Origin of the sequence: Oerskovia flava, from assembly GCF_026163685.1 — a bacterium.
Lineage (GTDB): Bacteria > Actinomycetota > Actinomycetes > Actinomycetales > Cellulomonadaceae > Oerskovia_A > Oerskovia_A flava.
In genome coordinates this window covers 272,338-286,350 of sequence record NZ_JAOXSR010000005.1, presented here as the reverse complement: position 1 = coordinate 286,350, position 14,013 = coordinate 272,338, and the positions used below count along the sequence as shown (strand labels likewise).

The 14,013-nt window shown below is 72.9% G+C and carries 13 protein-coding genes; 11 read left to right on the top strand and 2 right to left on the bottom strand.

Annotated features, from left to right (window positions below):
• Positions 1-221: 221 nt before the first annotated feature.
• From gatC to pucL, 7 genes are all read left to right on the top strand, one after another.
• Complete coding sequence (gene gatC, locus OHL10_RS10970) at positions 222-518, top strand: Asp-tRNA(Asn)/Glu-tRNA(Gln) amidotransferase subunit GatC (protein ID WP_265522244.1); 297 nt, start codon at positions 222-224, stop codon at positions 516-518.
• Positions 518-2,035, top strand: a complete 1,518-nt coding sequence (gene gatA / locus OHL10_RS10965; protein ID WP_265522243.1) for an Asp-tRNA(Asn)/Glu-tRNA(Gln) amidotransferase subunit GatA — start codon at positions 518-520, stop codon at positions 2,033-2,035. The genes gatC and gatA overlap by 1 nt, the downstream gene beginning before the upstream one ends.
• Positions 2,032-3,540, top strand: a complete 1,509-nt coding sequence (gatB, locus tag OHL10_RS10960) for an Asp-tRNA(Asn)/Glu-tRNA(Gln) amidotransferase subunit GatB (protein WP_265522242.1) — start codon at positions 2,032-2,034, stop codon at positions 3,538-3,540. Before gatA ends, gatB begins: the two co-directional genes overlap by 4 nt.
• Positions 3,541-3,581: 41 nt before the next feature.
• The gene (locus OHL10_RS10955) at positions 3,582-4,148 is read left to right on the top strand and encodes a GNAT family N-acetyltransferase (protein WP_265522241.1); all 567 of its coding nucleotides are present in this window, start codon (positions 3,582-3,584) and stop codon (positions 4,146-4,148) included.
• 198 nt (positions 4,149-4,346) lie between these two features.
• On the top strand, positions 4,347-4,859 hold the full coding sequence (gene uraD, locus OHL10_RS10950; RefSeq protein ID WP_265522240.1) for a 2-oxo-4-hydroxy-4-carboxy-5-ureidoimidazoline decarboxylase: 513 nt from the start codon (positions 4,347-4,349) through the stop codon (positions 4,857-4,859).
• Positions 4,856-5,233, top strand: a complete 378-nt coding sequence (uraH, locus tag OHL10_RS10945; protein WP_265522239.1) for a hydroxyisourate hydrolase — start codon at positions 4,856-4,858, stop codon at positions 5,231-5,233. Before uraD ends, uraH begins: the two co-directional genes overlap by 4 nt.
• Positions 5,234-5,235: 2 nt before the next feature.
• Positions 5,236-6,156, top strand: coding sequence for a factor-independent urate hydroxylase (gene pucL, locus OHL10_RS10940; protein WP_265522238.1), 921 nt, complete (start codon positions 5,236-5,238; stop codon positions 6,154-6,156).
• A gap of 89 nt (positions 6,157-6,245) precedes the next feature.
• On the opposite strand, the gene OHL10_RS10935 is transcribed toward pucL, so the two are convergent.
• On the bottom strand, positions 6,246-7,028 hold the full coding sequence (locus OHL10_RS10935; protein ID WP_265522237.1) for an IclR family transcriptional regulator: 783 nt from the start codon (positions 7,026-7,028) through the stop codon (positions 6,246-6,248).
• Positions 7,029-7,155: 127 nt separating this feature from the next.
• Between OHL10_RS10935 and aceB the strand changes: the two genes are divergently transcribed.
• The 4 genes from aceB to alc are packed head-to-tail and all read left to right on the top strand — an operon-like array spanning position 7,156 to position 12,579.
• Positions 7,156-8,805: a malate synthase A gene (gene aceB, locus OHL10_RS10930; protein ID WP_265522236.1), complete on the top strand. Its 1,650-nt coding sequence runs from the start codon at positions 7,156-7,158 to the stop codon at positions 8,803-8,805.
• Positions 8,802-10,103 carry a DUF6986 family protein gene (locus OHL10_RS10925; RefSeq protein WP_265522235.1) on the top strand — a complete coding sequence of 434 codons (1,302 nt, stop codon included), beginning with the start codon at positions 8,802-8,804 and terminating at the stop codon, positions 10,101-10,103. The genes aceB and OHL10_RS10925 overlap by 4 nt, the downstream gene beginning before the upstream one ends.
• Positions 10,100-11,455, top strand: coding sequence for an allantoinase AllB (gene allB, locus OHL10_RS10920; protein ID WP_265522234.1), 1,356 nt, complete (start codon positions 10,100-10,102; stop codon positions 11,453-11,455). Before OHL10_RS10925 ends, allB begins: the two co-directional genes overlap by 4 nt.
• Positions 11,455-12,579 carry an allantoicase gene (alc, locus tag OHL10_RS10915; protein ID WP_265522233.1) on the top strand — a complete coding sequence of 375 codons (1,125 nt, stop codon included), beginning with the start codon at positions 11,455-11,457 and terminating at the stop codon, positions 12,577-12,579. The genes allB and alc overlap by 1 nt, the downstream gene beginning before the upstream one ends.
• Before the next feature lie 23 nt (positions 12,580-12,602).
• Here alc and OHL10_RS10910 read toward each other — a convergent pair whose 3' ends face one another.
• The gene (locus OHL10_RS10910; protein WP_265522232.1) at positions 12,603-13,979 is read right to left on the bottom strand and encodes a cryptochrome/photolyase family protein; all 1,377 of its coding nucleotides are present in this window, start codon (positions 13,977-13,979) and stop codon (positions 12,603-12,605) included.
• Between the last annotated feature and the right edge of the window lie 34 nt (positions 13,980-14,013).

Genomic DNA, 14,013 nt, shown 5'->3' with positions numbered 1-14,013 from the left:
CCGGAAGCTAAGCCCTTCAGCGCCGATGGTACTGCCCTGGAGACGGGGTGGGAGAGTAGGACGCCGCCGAACACCCATTCACCAAAGGCCCACCCCACCGGGGTGGGCCTTTGGCATACCCCCACACGCCCGCGAGGTATAGCCCCAGCCGCTCGTGCGCCGGCCATCTCCGGGGCTGGCCGGTCTCCGGTCGGGGGGGTCGGGCCACTAGACTGTGGCCCATGTCCACCATCTCCCGTGACGAGGTCGCGCGCGTCGCCGTGCTTGCTCGCATCGACCTGAGGCCCGATGAGGTCGACCGCCTGGCGGGCGAGCTCGACGTGATCGTCGACGCCATCGCGCAGGTCAGCGAGGTCGCCACCCCCGACGTCCCGGCCACCAGCCACCCGCTCCCGCTGACGAACGTCTTCCGAGACGACGTCCCCACGCCCGCACTCCCGGTCGCCGACGTCCTCGCCGGCGCCCCGGCGAGCGAAGACGGCCGGTTCAGCGTGCCGCAGATCCTCGGGGAGGACTGATGACGGACGACCTCACGCGGCTCTCGGCCGCGGACCTCGCCGCGCACCTCGTCACCGGCGACGTGAGCAGCGTCGACGCGACACAGGCGCACCTCGACCGGGTCGCCGACGTCGACGGAGCGGTGCACGCCTTCCTCCACGTCAGCGGTGAGGACGCCCTCGCGACGGCGAGAGACGTCGACGCCCGCCGTGCGGCAGGCGAAGACCTCCACCCGCTGGCCGGGGTCCCGATCGCCGTCAAGGACGTCGTCGTGACCAAGGGCATCCCCACGACCGCGGGCTCCAAGATCCTCGAGGGCTGGGTACCGCCGTACGACGCCACGCTCGTCGAGCGGCTCCGTGCCGCAGGCCTGCCGATCCTCGGCAAGACCAACATGGACGAGTTCGCGATGGGCTCCTCGACGGAGCACTCCGCCTACGGGAACACCAGCAACCCCTGGGACCTCGGGCGGATCCCCGGTGGGTCCGGCGGTGGCTCGGCCGCCGCGGTCGCCGCGTACGAGGCCCCGCTCGCGATCGGTACGGACACCGGCGGGTCAATCCGTCAGCCGGGAGCCGTCACCGGCACGGTGGGCGTCAAGCCGACGTACGGAGGGGTGTCGCGCTACGGGCTCATCGCGATGGCGTCGTCGCTCGACCAGGCCGGCCCGGTCACCCGGACCGTGCTCGACGCGGCTCTCCTGCACGAGCTCATCGGCGGTCATGACCCCCGCGACTCCACCTCGATCAACGAGCCGCTGCCGCTGCTGGTGGACGCTGCCCGTCAGGGTGCGGCAGGCGACCTGCGCGGTCTGCGGATCGGCGTCGTCACCGAGCTCAACGGCGAGGGCTACCAGGCGGGGGTCAGCGCACGCTTCGCCGAGTCCCTCGAGGTGCTCCAGGGACTGGGCGCCGAGGTCATCGAGGTCTCCTGCCCGCACTTCCGGTACGCGCTCGGTGCCTACTACCTCATCATGCCGAGCGAGGCGTCCAGCAACCTCGCCAAGTTCGACGGGATGCGGTTCGGCCTGCGGGTCGAGCCCGAGGACGGCCCGGTCACCGCGGAGCGCGTCATGGCTGCCACCCGCGGTCAGGGGTTCGGCGACGAGGTGAAGCGGCGCATCATCCTCGGCACGTACGCGCTCTCCGCCGGCTACTACGACGCCTACTACGGCAGCGCCCAGAAGGTCCGCACACTCATCCAGCGGGACTTCGACGCCGCGTTCGCCCAGGCTGACGTTCTGGTCTCGCCCACCGCGCCGACCACGGCGTTCCGGTTCGGGGAGAAGCTCGACGACCCCTTGGCGATGTACCTCAACGACGTCGCGACCATCCCGGCGAACCTCGCGGGAGTCCCGGGGATGTCCCTGCCGAACGGGTTGTCCGACGACGGACTGCCGGTCGGGTTCCAGATCCTCGCCCCGGTGAAGGCGGACGACCGTCTGTACCGGGTGGGCGCTGCGCTCGAGGCCGCGCTGGAGAACACGTGGGGCGGGCCGCTGCTCGACCGTGCCCCGGAGCTGGAGGTGTCGCGATGAGCACGCAGACCCAGGTGGACCTCGTCGACTACGACGAGGCCGTCCGCCGGTACGACCCGGTGATCGGGATCGAGGTGCACGTCGAGCTCGGCACCCTGACCAAGATGTTCTGCGCGGCCGAGGTGGAGTTCGGTGGTGAGCCCAACACGCAGGTCACCCCGGTCTCGCTGGGGCTCCCTGGCGCCCTGCCCGTCGTCAACGGCAAGGCCGTCGAGTACGCGATCCGGATCGGGCTCGCGCTGAACTGCGAGATCGCCGAGAGCTGCCGGTTCGCGCGCAAGAACTACTTCTACCCGGACGTGCCGAAGAACTTCCAGACGTCGCAGTACGACGAGCCGATCGCCTTCGACGGGTGGATCGACGTCGAGCTCGAGGATGGCACGGTCCACCGTGTCGAGATCGAGCGCGCGCACATGGAGGAGGACGCCGGGAAGAACACGCACGTCGGCGGTGCGACCGGCCGCATCCACGGCGCCGAGTACTCGCTCGTCGACTACAACCGGGCCGGGATCCCGCTGGTGGAGATCGTCACCCGTCCCATCACGGGTGCTGGCGAGCGAGCCCCCGAGGTCGCGCGTGCGTACGTGCAGACCCTGCGTGACATCTTCCGGGCGCTCGACGTCTCCGAGGCGCGGATGGAGCGCGGCAACGTCCGTGCGGACGTGAACCTCTCGCTCCGGCCCACCCCGGAGTCCCCGCTCGGCACGCGCACGGAGACGAAGAACGTCAACTCGTTCCGCTCGGTCGAGCGCGCCGTGCGCTACGAGGTCTCGCGCCAGGCCGCCGTGCTCGACGCCGCCGGCACCGTGACGCAGGAGACCCGGCACTGGCACGAGGACACGGGCATCACGACGCCCGGTCGCGTGAAGTCGGATGCGGAGGACTACCGGTACTTCCCTGAGCCCGACCTCGTCCCCGTCGCTCCGAGCCGCGACTGGGTCGCCTCGATCAAGGCGAGCCTCCCCGAGCTGCCGGTGGCGCGTCGTCGTCGGCTGCAGCAGGAGTGGGGCTACGCGGACGCGGAGATGCGGGACGTCGTGAACGCCGGCGCTCTCGACCTCATCGAGGCGACGGTCACGGCCGGTACGAGCCCCGCAGGTGCGCGCAAGTGGTGGATGGGCGAGCTCGCACGTCGTGCGAAGCAGACCGACACCGAGCTCGCCGCGATGTCGGTGACCCCCGAGCAGATCGCGCAGCTCCAGGGCCTCGTGGACTCGGGCCGGATCAACGACAAGCTCGCCCGGCAGGTGCTCGAGGGCGTCCTGGCGGGAGAGGGTGACCCGGAGCAGGTCGTGGTCGCCCGGGGCCTGGAGGTCGTGTCCGACGACGGTGCGCTCCTCGCCGCGATCGACGACGCGCTCGCCGCGCAGCCCGACATCGTGGAGAAGGTCCGTGGGGGCAACCTCGGACCGGTGGGCGCCATCATCGGTGCGGTCATGAAGGCCACCCGCGGTCAGGCCGACGCCGGGCGCGTGCGGGCGCTCGTCATCGAACGGATCGGCTGAGTGCGAGTGACGGCACCGGCGACCCACCGGGTGGTGGGCCGGTGACCCGGGGGCCCGTCGTGCACGGCGAGATGGTGCGGCTGCGTCCGATCGAGGAGCGTGACGCCGATCGCCTGTGGGAGTCGTTGCAGGACCCGGAGGCGATGCGCCTGACCGGGACGACCGCGGACTTCACCCGCGAGCAGGTCGAGGAGTGGGCCCGGACGGTCGCCGACCGTCCGGGTCGCTACGACTGGGCGATCACGGCCGGTGCGGTGCGGGACGGTCAGCCGGTGAGCGACGAGCTCATCGGGGAGATCGTCCTCAACGAGATCGACGAGCACGCCCGCTCGGCGAACCTGCGCCTCGTGCTCCTGCCGAACTACCGCGGCCGCGGGTACGGCCGGGAGGCGATCTACGAGGTGCTGCGGTTCGCGTTCGACGGCGGGCTGGAGCTGCACCGTGTGAGCCTGGACGTCCTGAGCATCAACCCTCGGGCGCGGATGCTCTACGAGTCGCTCGGCTTCCGTGAGGAGGGCCGCCTGCGGGACGCGTTCCGCGACGGTGACGGCTGGGCCGACGCGGTCGTCATGAGCATCCTCGAGGACGAGTTCCGCGCGGGAACCTGACGGACGATGACCGAAGCCCGCACGGGGTGGGGCACGACGCGAGCGAGCGTCGTGCCCCACCCCGTGCGGGCTTCGTCGTGCCTGCGGGCGATCTGCGGAGATCGCCGTGCCGTGCTACCTCTTGACAGCACCAACGACACCATGGGCTAATTCACCACACGGAAAGTTCATTCCGACATGCGGAAACAGGAGGTACGGGTGGAGGATCACCGGACGAGCCTGGCTGCCTTCAACGCCGCTCCTGCTGCCGCGGCCCGGCCGCTCCTGCTCGCGTGCGTCCCGGTGGAGCGTTGGGCCGACGAGATCCTCGCCGGACGGCCGTACGCGGACCGGTCCGCCGTCCTCGCCGTCGCCGAGCGTGCTGCCGAGCCGTGGAGTCGCGCGGAGATCGATCGGGCACTGGCAGCGCACCCCCGGATCGGGGAGCGACCCGTGGCCCCGGGCGCCGAGGCCGCCTTGTCGCGCTCCGAGCAGTCCGGCGTGGACCCCGACGACGCGGACGTCGCTCGCCGGCTGGCCGAGGGCAACCGCGCGTACGAGGAACGGTTCGGATACGTCTTCCTCGTGCGCGCCGCGGGCCGGGACGCCCACGAGATCCTCGCCGCCCTCGACGAGCGCCTGGGTCACGCACCCCACGAGGAGATCCAGGTCGCCGCGCGCAACCTGCGAGAGATCGCGGTCCTGCGGTTGGAGAGGATGCTGGACGCATGAGAAGTCACGTCACCACCCATGTTCTCGACACGTCCCGGGGTGCCCCCGCCGAGGGTGTGCAGGTCCGTCTCGAGGAGGCGGGGGCCACGGACGGCGCGACCGCCACGTCGGTGAGCGGCCCGTCGGTGATCGCCACGGGCGTGACCGACGCCGACGGGAGGGTCGGGCAGCTCGGCCCGGAGCGGCTGGCCGAGGGTGTGTACCGGCTGGTCCTCGCGACGGGGGACTACTTCGACGGCCGGGGCACCGAGTCGTTCTACCCGGAGGTCGTGGTCGTCTTCCGTCTGGTCGACGCCCCGGACGGGCAGCCGCAGCACTTCCACGTCCCCGTCCTGCTCAGCCCGTTCGCCTACTCCACCTACCGAGGGAGCTGACCATGTCCGAGCCCGCAGCGCGCACCGCGGTCGTCCTCGGGGACAACCAGTACGGCAAGGCGGAGGTCCGCCTCGTCCGTGTCGACCGCTCCACACCCCGGCACGAGATCACCGACCTCAACGTCAGCTCCCAGCTGCGCGGCGACCTCGAGGACGTCCACACCCTCGGGGACAACGCGCACTGCGTGGCGACCGACACCCAGAAGAACACGATCTACGCCCTCGCCCGGGACGGCATCGGGTCGATCGAGCAGTTCGCGCTGCGGCTGGGCGCGCACTTCACGGACGGCTTCGAGTGGATCACCGGCGGTCGGTGGGAGGTCGAGCAGTACACCTGGGACCGCATCGACACCTCCGCGGGGGAGCACGACCACTCGTTCGTGCGGTCCGGCGGTGAGACCCGGACGACGGTCGTCCAGCGCGCGGGCGACGAGGTGTTCGTCGTCTCGGGGCTGACGGACCTCGTGGTCCTCAAGTCGACCGGGTCCGAGTTCCACGGCTTCCCGCGCGACCGCTACACGACCCTGCCGGAGACGTCGGACCGCATCCTCGCGACCTCGGTGACGGCCCGGTGGCGGTACGCGGGCATCGACCCGGAGTCGTTCGACTTCGACGGAACGTTCGCCGCGGTGCGGGCGACGCTGCTCGAGACGTTCGCGACGACCCACTCCCTGGCGCTCCAGCAGACCCTCTACGCGATGGGCGAGAGCGCGCTGCAGGTGCACCCCGGCATCGCGGAGATCGCGTTCTCGATGCCGAACAAGCACCACTTCCTCGTGGACCTCACGCCGTTCGGGCTGGACAACCCGAACGAGGTCTTCTTCGCGGCCGACCGGCCCTACGGCCTCATCGAGGCCACGGTCCGGCGGGCGGACGCGCAGCCCGAGCCCCGGGCGTGGAGCACGGTGGCGGGGTTCTGCTGAGGCGCACCATGGGCACGGGAGCCGACCGACACCACGGAACCCACCGGACCCCCCGCACGCACCGGACCCGGCCGCTGCGTGCGGGCGGGTCAGGTCGTGACGAGCTCGCGCGCGAGGACGCGGGCGGCCTCGTGCAGGATCGGGACGGCGGACTCGCCGAACTCGACGCTCACGCGGGTCGTGGGTCCGGAGACGGAGAGCGCGGTCGGGGTCGGGGCGTCCGGGACACCCACGGCGAAGCAGCGCACCCCGAGCTCCTGCTCGCCGTCGTCGATCGCGTACCCCCGCTCACGGGTCCGGTGGAGCTCGACGAGCAGGTCGTCGACGTCGGTGATGGTCGCGCTGGTCGCCGGTGGCATCCCGGTGCGGGCGACGATCTCGCGGACCGTGCTGTCGGGGAGCTGGGCGAGCACCGCCTTGCCCACGCCGGTGCTGTGGGGGAAGACCCGGCGTCCGACCTCCGTGAACGTCCGCATCGCGTGCCGGGAGGACGCCTGGGCGACGTACACGACCATGTCGCGGTCGATCATGGCGAGGTTCGCGGACTCGCCGAGCCGGTCGGCGAGCTGCTCGAGGTGCGGCCGGGCGCCGGCACCGAGCTGCCGGCCGGCGCTCTCGCCGAGCCGGATCAGCCGGGGACCCAGGGTGTAACGGCGCGACGGCGTCTGGCGGACGTACCCGCGTCCGAGGAGCGTGCGCAGGAGCCGGTGGATCGTGGGCAGCGGCAGCCGCGCGGCCTCGGCGAGCTCGCTGAGCGTCGCCTGCCCGCCGGCGTCGGCGAGCAGCTCGAGCAGGTCGATCGCCCGGTCGACGGACTGGACGTTCCCTGCGGCCGTCCCGGTCCGCCGGGGCGGCTCCTCGCTCTCGGTCATGGTGCGTGCCTCTCGTCGTCGAGCGGATGGTCGTCCGGTCGCGGCTGTGCGCAGGGGAACGCGTCGACCGACCATCATTCCGTATCACGGAAACAGTACGACACGTCGAGCACGAGGAAGGACCAGCATGTCGGGAACGACGCAGATCATCGAGGCCCCTACGGTCGACCGTTCCGAGGAGGTCCTCACGCCCGAGGCGCTCGCCTTCGTCGGTGAGCTGCAGCGTCGCTTCGGGGCGCGCCGTGACGAGCTGCTCGCCGCGCGCGCGGCCCGCCGGGAGGAGGTCGCCCGGACCGGGACGCTCGACTTCCTGCCCGGCACGGCCGCCGTCCGGGACGCCGAGTGGTCGGTCGCGCCGGCGCCGGCCGACCTGCAGGACCGGCGGGTGGAGATCACGGGTCCGCCGACGCCGAAGATGGCGATCAACGCCCTCAACTCGGGCGCGAAGGTCTGGCTCGCCGACCTCGAGGACGCCTCCACACCGCACTGGCGCAACGTCGTGGGCGGGCAGGTCGTGCTCCGGGATGCCACCCGGCGCACGCTGGCGTTCACCCAGCGCGGCGCCGACGGCGACAAGACGTACGCCCTGCGCACCGACGCCCCGCTCGCCGTGATGGTCGTCCGCCCGCGCGGCTGGCACCTCGACGAGCTGCACGTGCACGTCGACGACGCGCCCGCCGTCGGCGCGCTCGTCGACTTCGGCCTGCACTTCTTCCACAACGCCGCAGAGCTGCTCGCGCGCGGGTCCGGCCCGTACTACTACCTGCCCAAGATGGAGTCCCACCTCGAGGCCCGCCTGTGGAACGACGTGTTCACCCACGCGCAGGAGGCGTTGGGGATCCCGCACGGGTCGGTGCGGGCCACGGTGCTCGTCGAGACCATCCCGGCGGCGTTCGAGATGGAGGAGATCCTCTACGAGCTGCGCGAGCACGCGTCCGGCCTCAACGCCGGCCGGTGGGATTACCTGTTCTCCGTCATCAAGTACTTCCGTGACTCCGGGCCCTCGTTCACGCTGCCCGACCGGGGCGCGATCACCATGACGGCGCCGTTCATGCGCGCGTACACCGACCTGCTGGTCTCCACGTGCCACCGTCGCGGCGCGTTCGCGATGGGCGGCATGGCCGCGGTCATCCCGAACCGTCGCGAGCCGGAGGTCACGGCGCGGGCGTTCGAGAAGGTGCGCGCCGACAAGCAGCGGGAGGCCCACGACGGCTTCGACGGGTCGTGGGTCGCGCACCCCGACCTCGTGCCGGTGTGCCGCGAGGTGTTCGACGACGTGCTCGGCGACCGGCCGAACCAGGTGGACCGGCGCCGCGACGACGTCTCGGTCACCGCCGCCCAGCTCCTCGACGCCTCGTCGGCCACGGGCGACGTCACCGAGGAGGGGCTGCGCGGCAACCTCTACGTGTCGGTCGCCTACGTCGCGGCGTGGCTCGACGGGAACGGTGCGGTCGCGATCCACAACCTCATGGAGGACGCCGCGACGGCCGAGATCTCGCGCTCGCAGGTCTGGCAGTGGGTGCGCAGCGGCGCGCGGTTCACCGCGGGCGACCGTGCGGGCGAGACCGTCACGGCGGACCTCGTGCGCGCGCTCCTCGGCGAGGAGACCGCCCGGCTGCGGGACGACGTCGGGCACGAGGCGTACGACGTGGGCTCCTACTCCCGCGCGGCCGAGCTCGTGATCGAGATCGCCCTCGGCGACGACTACGTCGACTTCCTCACGCTCCCGGCGTACGAGTCCGTGGTCGCCGCGGAGCGCGCGGAGGGCGGGCGGTGAGTCCCGACGACCCCGGGCCGGTCCTCGGGGAGGACCTCCTCGCCCTGCTCGACGACCGGCTCGGGCCGAGCGACGACGCGCTGGAGCAGCAGTACCCGGGCGACGACGGCACCCGCCAGCCCGTGCACACCGTGTACGTCCCGGCCGACCGCTTCCACCGCGGGCTCGTCGCGCAGTGGGGCGACGAGGCCCGCGCGACGCTCGCCGCCGCGGGCGGGTCGGAGCATCTCGCCCGCGTGCACGGGCTGTCCGGCGAGCTCGCCGAGCACGTCGCCCGGCTCGTCGACGCGAAGCTCGAGGTCGAGCCGATCGAGGACCTGCGGATCGACCTCGAGGACGGGTACGGCCGGCGCGCGGACGCGACCGAGGACGCCGACACCCGCGCCGCTGCGCGTGAGCTTGCCGCCGCCGAGGAGCGCGGCGCCGCCCCGGCCTTCGTCGGGCTCCGCATCAAGGCGTTCGAGCGAGCGACCCGCCGGCGCGGGATCCGGACGCTCGACCTCTTCCTCGCCGAGCTCGTCGCCGCTCGCGCGGGTGCCTCCGGCGGCTCCCGGGACGGGCTGCCGGACGGCTTCGTCGTCACGCTGGCGAAGGTCCAGTCCGTCGCGCAGGTCGAGGCCATGGCCACGGTGTGCGAGCGGCTCGAGCAGGCGCACGGTCTGGCGACGGGACTGTTGCGCTTCGAGGTCCAGGTCGAGACCCCGCAGGCCGTGCTCGGCGCCGACGGCCGGGCGACCGTCGCCCTGATGGTGCACGCGGGCGCCGGGCGCGTCGTCGGGCTGCACTACGGCACGTACGACTACAGCGCCTCGCTCGGGATCGCGGCCGAGCACCAGTCCGCCGACCACCCGGCCGCAGACCACGCCAAGGCGATCATGCAGCTCGCGGCCGCCGGGACCAGGGTCCGCGTGTCCGACGGGTCGACGAATGTCCTGCCCGTGGGTGAGCCCGCGGCCGTCGACGCGGCGTGGGCCCTGCACGGGAGGCTCGTGCGGCGCGCGCTCGAACGCGGCTTCTACCAGGGATGGGACCTGCACCCGGCCCAGCTCCCGAGCCGGTTCGCCGCGACGTACGCGTTCTACCGGCGGGGGAGCGTCGACGCGCTGCGCCGGTTGGCGGCCTACACCCGCCTGGAACCCGGCGGGGTCCTCGACGAACCGGCCACCGCACGCGCCCTGGCATGGTTCGTGCTGCGGGGGATCGACTGCGGCGCGCTCACCGAGACCGAGACCCGCGCGGGCAGCGGCCTGGACCGCGCGCACCTTGCCGCGCTGCGCAGCACGGGAGGTGTCCGGTGAACCAGCCGACGGACAGGCCCGACCTCGACCTCGTGGTGCGCGGTGAGCGGGTGCTCGTCGCGTCCGGGTTCCAGCCGCGCGAGGTGGGGATCGCGGACGGGATGATCCGGACGATCGAGCCCCTGGGCGCGGGGCTCGTCGGCGAGCGGGTCGTCGAGCTGACGGGCGACCAGGTGCTGATCCCCGGGCTGGTCGACACACACGTCCACGTCAACGAGCCGGGTCGTACGCACTGGGAGGGCTTCGCCTCGGCGACGCGGGCCGCCGCCGCGGGCGGGGTCACGACGATCGTCGACATGCCGCTCAACTCCGTCCCGCCCACGACCGACGTGCAGGCGCTGCAGCTCAAGCGGAGCGCGGCGCAGGACCAGGTCTTCGTCGACGTCGGGTTCTGGGGCGGGGCTGTGCCGGGCAATGCCGGCGAGCTGCGCGCGCTGTGGGACGCGGGCGTCTTCGGCTTCAAGTGCTTCCTGCTGCACTCCGGCGTCGAGGAGTTCGGCTTCCTCGAACCCGACGACCTCGAGGTCGACCTGAGGATCCTCGCGGAGTTCGACGGGCTGATGATCGTGCACGCCGAGGACTCGCGGGCGATCGACCACGCCCCCAGCCCCCACGGCGAGGACTACGCGGCGTTCCTCGCGTCACGGCCGCGCGGCGCGGAGAACCTCGCCGTCGCCGAGGTCGTCGAACGCGCGCGACGCACCGGCGCCCGCGCCCACGTCCTGCACCTGTCGAGCTCCGACGCGCTGCCGATGATCCGCTCCGCCAAGCGCGACGGGGTCCGCCTGACGGTCGAGACGTGCCCGCACTACCTGGCGCTCGCCGCGGAGGAGGTCCCGGACGGGGCGACGCAGTTCAAGTGCTGCCCACCGATCCGCGAGGCCGACAACCGCGAGCTCCTCTGGGAAGGGCTGCTCGACGGCACCATCGACGCCGTCGTCTCCGACCACTCGCCGTCGACCGCCGACCTCAAGGCGTTCGACACGGGCGACTTCGGGATCGCGTGGGGCGGGGTCTCGTCCCTGCAGCTCGGCCTGTCGATCGTCTGGACGGCCGCCCGCACCCGCGGTGTGCCGCTCGCGCGCGTCGTCGAGTGGATGTCCGCCCGGCCCGCGGCGCTCGCGGGCCTCACGCGCAAGGGCGCGATCGCCGTCGGGCACGACGCGGACCTCGTCGTCTTCGAGCCGGACGCGGCGTTCGTGGTCGACCCGGCGCGCCTGCACCACAAGAACCCCATCACGCCGTACGCGGACCGCGCGCTCGCGGGCGTCGTGATGACCACCTTCCTGCGCGGTCACGAGGTCGACCTCACCCGACCCGCCGGACGGCTACTGACGAGAGGACTCTCCTGATGACCGCACCGCACGCCGACGCCGTCCCCGCCGCGCGCTTCCTCGCCCTGCCCGACCTCGCGTCCCGCGCGCTCGGGGGCAGCGTCGTGTGGGCGAGCGACGAGCTCTTCGCGCAGCGGGAGAACCTCATCACGCCCGGCCCGTCGGTGTTCGACCCGACGGTGTTCGGGCACAAGGGGAAGGTCTACGACGGCTGGGAGACCCGGCGGCGGCGCGACGGCGGCGACCGGGACGCGGCGATCGTGCGGCTGGGCGCCGCGGGGATCGTGCACGGAGTCGTCGTCGACACGGCGTGGTTCCGCGGGAACTACCCGCCGTACGTCTCGGTCGAGGCGACGTCGGTCGAGGGCTACCCGTCGACCGAGGAGCTGCTCGCCGCACCCTGGACCACGATCGTGGAGCGCCAGGAAGCCCAGGGCGACTCGCCGAACGCCTACGAGGTGGACGACCGGACCCGCTGGACGCACGTGCGCCTGACGATCTACCCCGACGGCGGCGTCGCGCGGCTGCGGGTGCACGGCGAGGTCGTCGCCGACCCGCGCTTCCTGGTCGGCACGATCGATCTCGCCGCGGCGGAGAACGGGGGCCGGCTCGTCGAGACGTCCGACGCGTTCTACTCCTCGCCGGCGAACCTCATCATGCCGGGCCGCGCCGCCCACATGGGTCAGGGCTGGGAGAACGCGCGTCGGCGCGGGCCGGGCAACGACGTCGCCGTGTTCGCGCTCGCGCAGCGCGGGACGGTGCGGCACGTGGAGGTCGACACGACGTACTTCGTAGGCAACGCGCCGGGCGCGGTGCGCCTCGCGGTGCACGACGCCGGGACGCACCCGGGGGAGGGCGACGACCTGACCGCGGGGGCGCCGTCGGGCACCTGGGTGGACGTGCTGCCCCGCACCGACGTGCTCGCGGACACCCGCCACCGGTACGTCGTCGCGGACGCGCCGCCCGCGACGCACCTGCGCCTGGACGTGTACCCCGACGGCGGGCTGTCGCGGCTGCGCGTGTGGGGCGACCTCTCGCCCGAGGACCTCGTGGCGGCGCGACGACGCTGGTGGGCCGCGCTGCCGGAGGCGCACCGCGCACTCGTCCCGCACGAGGCCCCGCCGCCCGCCGTGGCCGGCTGAGCGCTGCGGGTGACCGCTGCGGGTCAGGCGCGCTTGCCGCGTTCGAAGTCGTCCAGCGACACCTTGCGCTCGACGCCGTGGTCCACGATCTGCTCGGGGTAGTCGGCGGGTGGCCGGTCGAGTGCCCACGGCTCGTGCACGGCCCTGCCCGGGACGTCGCGCAGCTCGGGGACCCAGCGCCGGACGTACGTGCCGTCCGGGTCGAACTTCTTGCCCTGGGTCACCGGGTTGAAGATGCGGAAGTACGGCGCCGCGTCACGTCCCGTGCCGGCCACCCACTGCCAGTTCAGCTGGTTCTGCGACACGTCCCCGTCGGCCAGGTGCGCCATGAAGTGGTCGGCGCCGCGCTGCCAGCGCACGTGCAGGTCCTTGACGAGGAACGACGCCACGACCATCCGCACCCGGTTGTGCATCCAGCCCTCGGCGAGGAGCTGGCGCATGCCCGCGTCGACCATCGGGTACCCCGTGCGGCCCGCCGCCCACGCCGCCAGGTACTCGTCCTCGGTGGACCCGCTCGCCCATGCGTCCTCGGGCACGACGTCGCGCAGCGAACGGCGCGCCGCGCCCGGGTGGTGGTGGAGCACGTCGGCGTGGAACTCGCGCCAGGCGAGCTCGGAGCGGAACGTCGTCACGTCGTCCGACGGCGCGCCGTCGTCGAGGGCCTCGCGCAGGTCCGCGAGCAGCGTCCGCGGGTGCACCTCGCCCCACTTGAGCGGGATCGACATGCCCGACGTCGCGGGGCGGTCCGGGCGGTCGCGCTCGCTCGCGTAGCCCGCGAGGTGGTCGGTGAGGAACTCGCGCCAGCGCCGGCGCGCCGCGAGCTCGCCGGCAGCCGGCAGCCCGGCGTCGGTGCCGGGGTCGTCCGGGACCCCGTCCGAGCGGACGTCGGCCCAGGGGACCTCGCGCGGGCGCGGTACCGGGGCGCGCCAGCCGTGCTCGAGCCACGCGTTGCGGAAGGGGGTGAACACCTGGAACGGGTCGCCCTGCTTGTTCCGCACCCGCCCGGGCGCCACCGCGTACGGCGAGCCGGTGCGCTCGAGGTGGGCGCCGACGTCGGGCAGGGCCTGCTCGACCTCCCGGTCACGGCGCGCCCCGTAGGGCTCGTAGCTCGCCGCGACGTGCACCACGCCGGCCCCGACCTCGCGCGCGACCTGCGGCACGATCTCCCGCGGGTCGCCGTGCCGCACGACGAGCCGGCCACCGGTCGCCTCCTCGAGCGCCCGGAGGCTGCGGGCGAGGTAGGCACGACGCGGAGCGCCCGCTGACTCCCACAGGCGCGGGTCCAGGACGTAGAGCCCGACGACGTCGCTGCCCGCGTCCCGCGCCTCGGCCACGGCGGCGGCGAGAGCGGGGTTGTCGGACAGGCGCAGGTCACGGCGGAACCAGTGGATCGACGTCATCTCGACACGGTATCCGGGCGTGCCCATAGACGCG

What these genes read in the sequence shown, in the direction of transcription:
- aceB (WP_265522236.1), top strand. Translation starts at nt 7,156, where the DNA reads ATGTCGGGAACGACGCAGATCATCGAGGCCCCTACGGTCGACCGTTCC.
- gatA (WP_265522243.1), top strand. Translation starts at nt 518, where the DNA reads ATGACGGACGACCTCACGCGGCTCTCGGCCGCGGACCTCGCCGCGCAC.
- pucL (WP_265522238.1), top strand. Translation starts at nt 5,236, where the DNA reads ATGTCCGAGCCCGCAGCGCGCACCGCGGTCGTCCTCGGGGACAACCAG.
- uraH (WP_265522239.1), top strand. Translation starts at nt 4,856, where the DNA reads ATGAGAAGTCACGTCACCACCCATGTTCTCGACACGTCCCGGGGTGCC.
- gatB (WP_265522242.1), top strand. Translation starts at nt 2,032, where the DNA reads ATGAGCACGCAGACCCAGGTGGACCTCGTCGACTACGACGAGGCCGTC.
- alc (WP_265522233.1), top strand. Translation starts at nt 11,455, where the DNA reads ATGACCGCACCGCACGCCGACGCCGTCCCCGCCGCGCGCTTCCTCGCC.
- OHL10_RS10910 (WP_265522232.1), bottom strand. Translation starts at nt 13,979, where the DNA reads ATGACGTCGATCCACTGGTTCCGCCGTGACCTGCGCCTGTCCGACAAC.
- OHL10_RS10935 (WP_265522237.1), bottom strand. Translation starts at nt 7,028, where the DNA reads ATGACCGAGAGCGAGGAGCCGCCCCGGCGGACCGGGACGGCCGCAGGG.
- gatC (WP_265522244.1), top strand. Translation starts at nt 222, where the DNA reads ATGTCCACCATCTCCCGTGACGAGGTCGCGCGCGTCGCCGTGCTTGCT.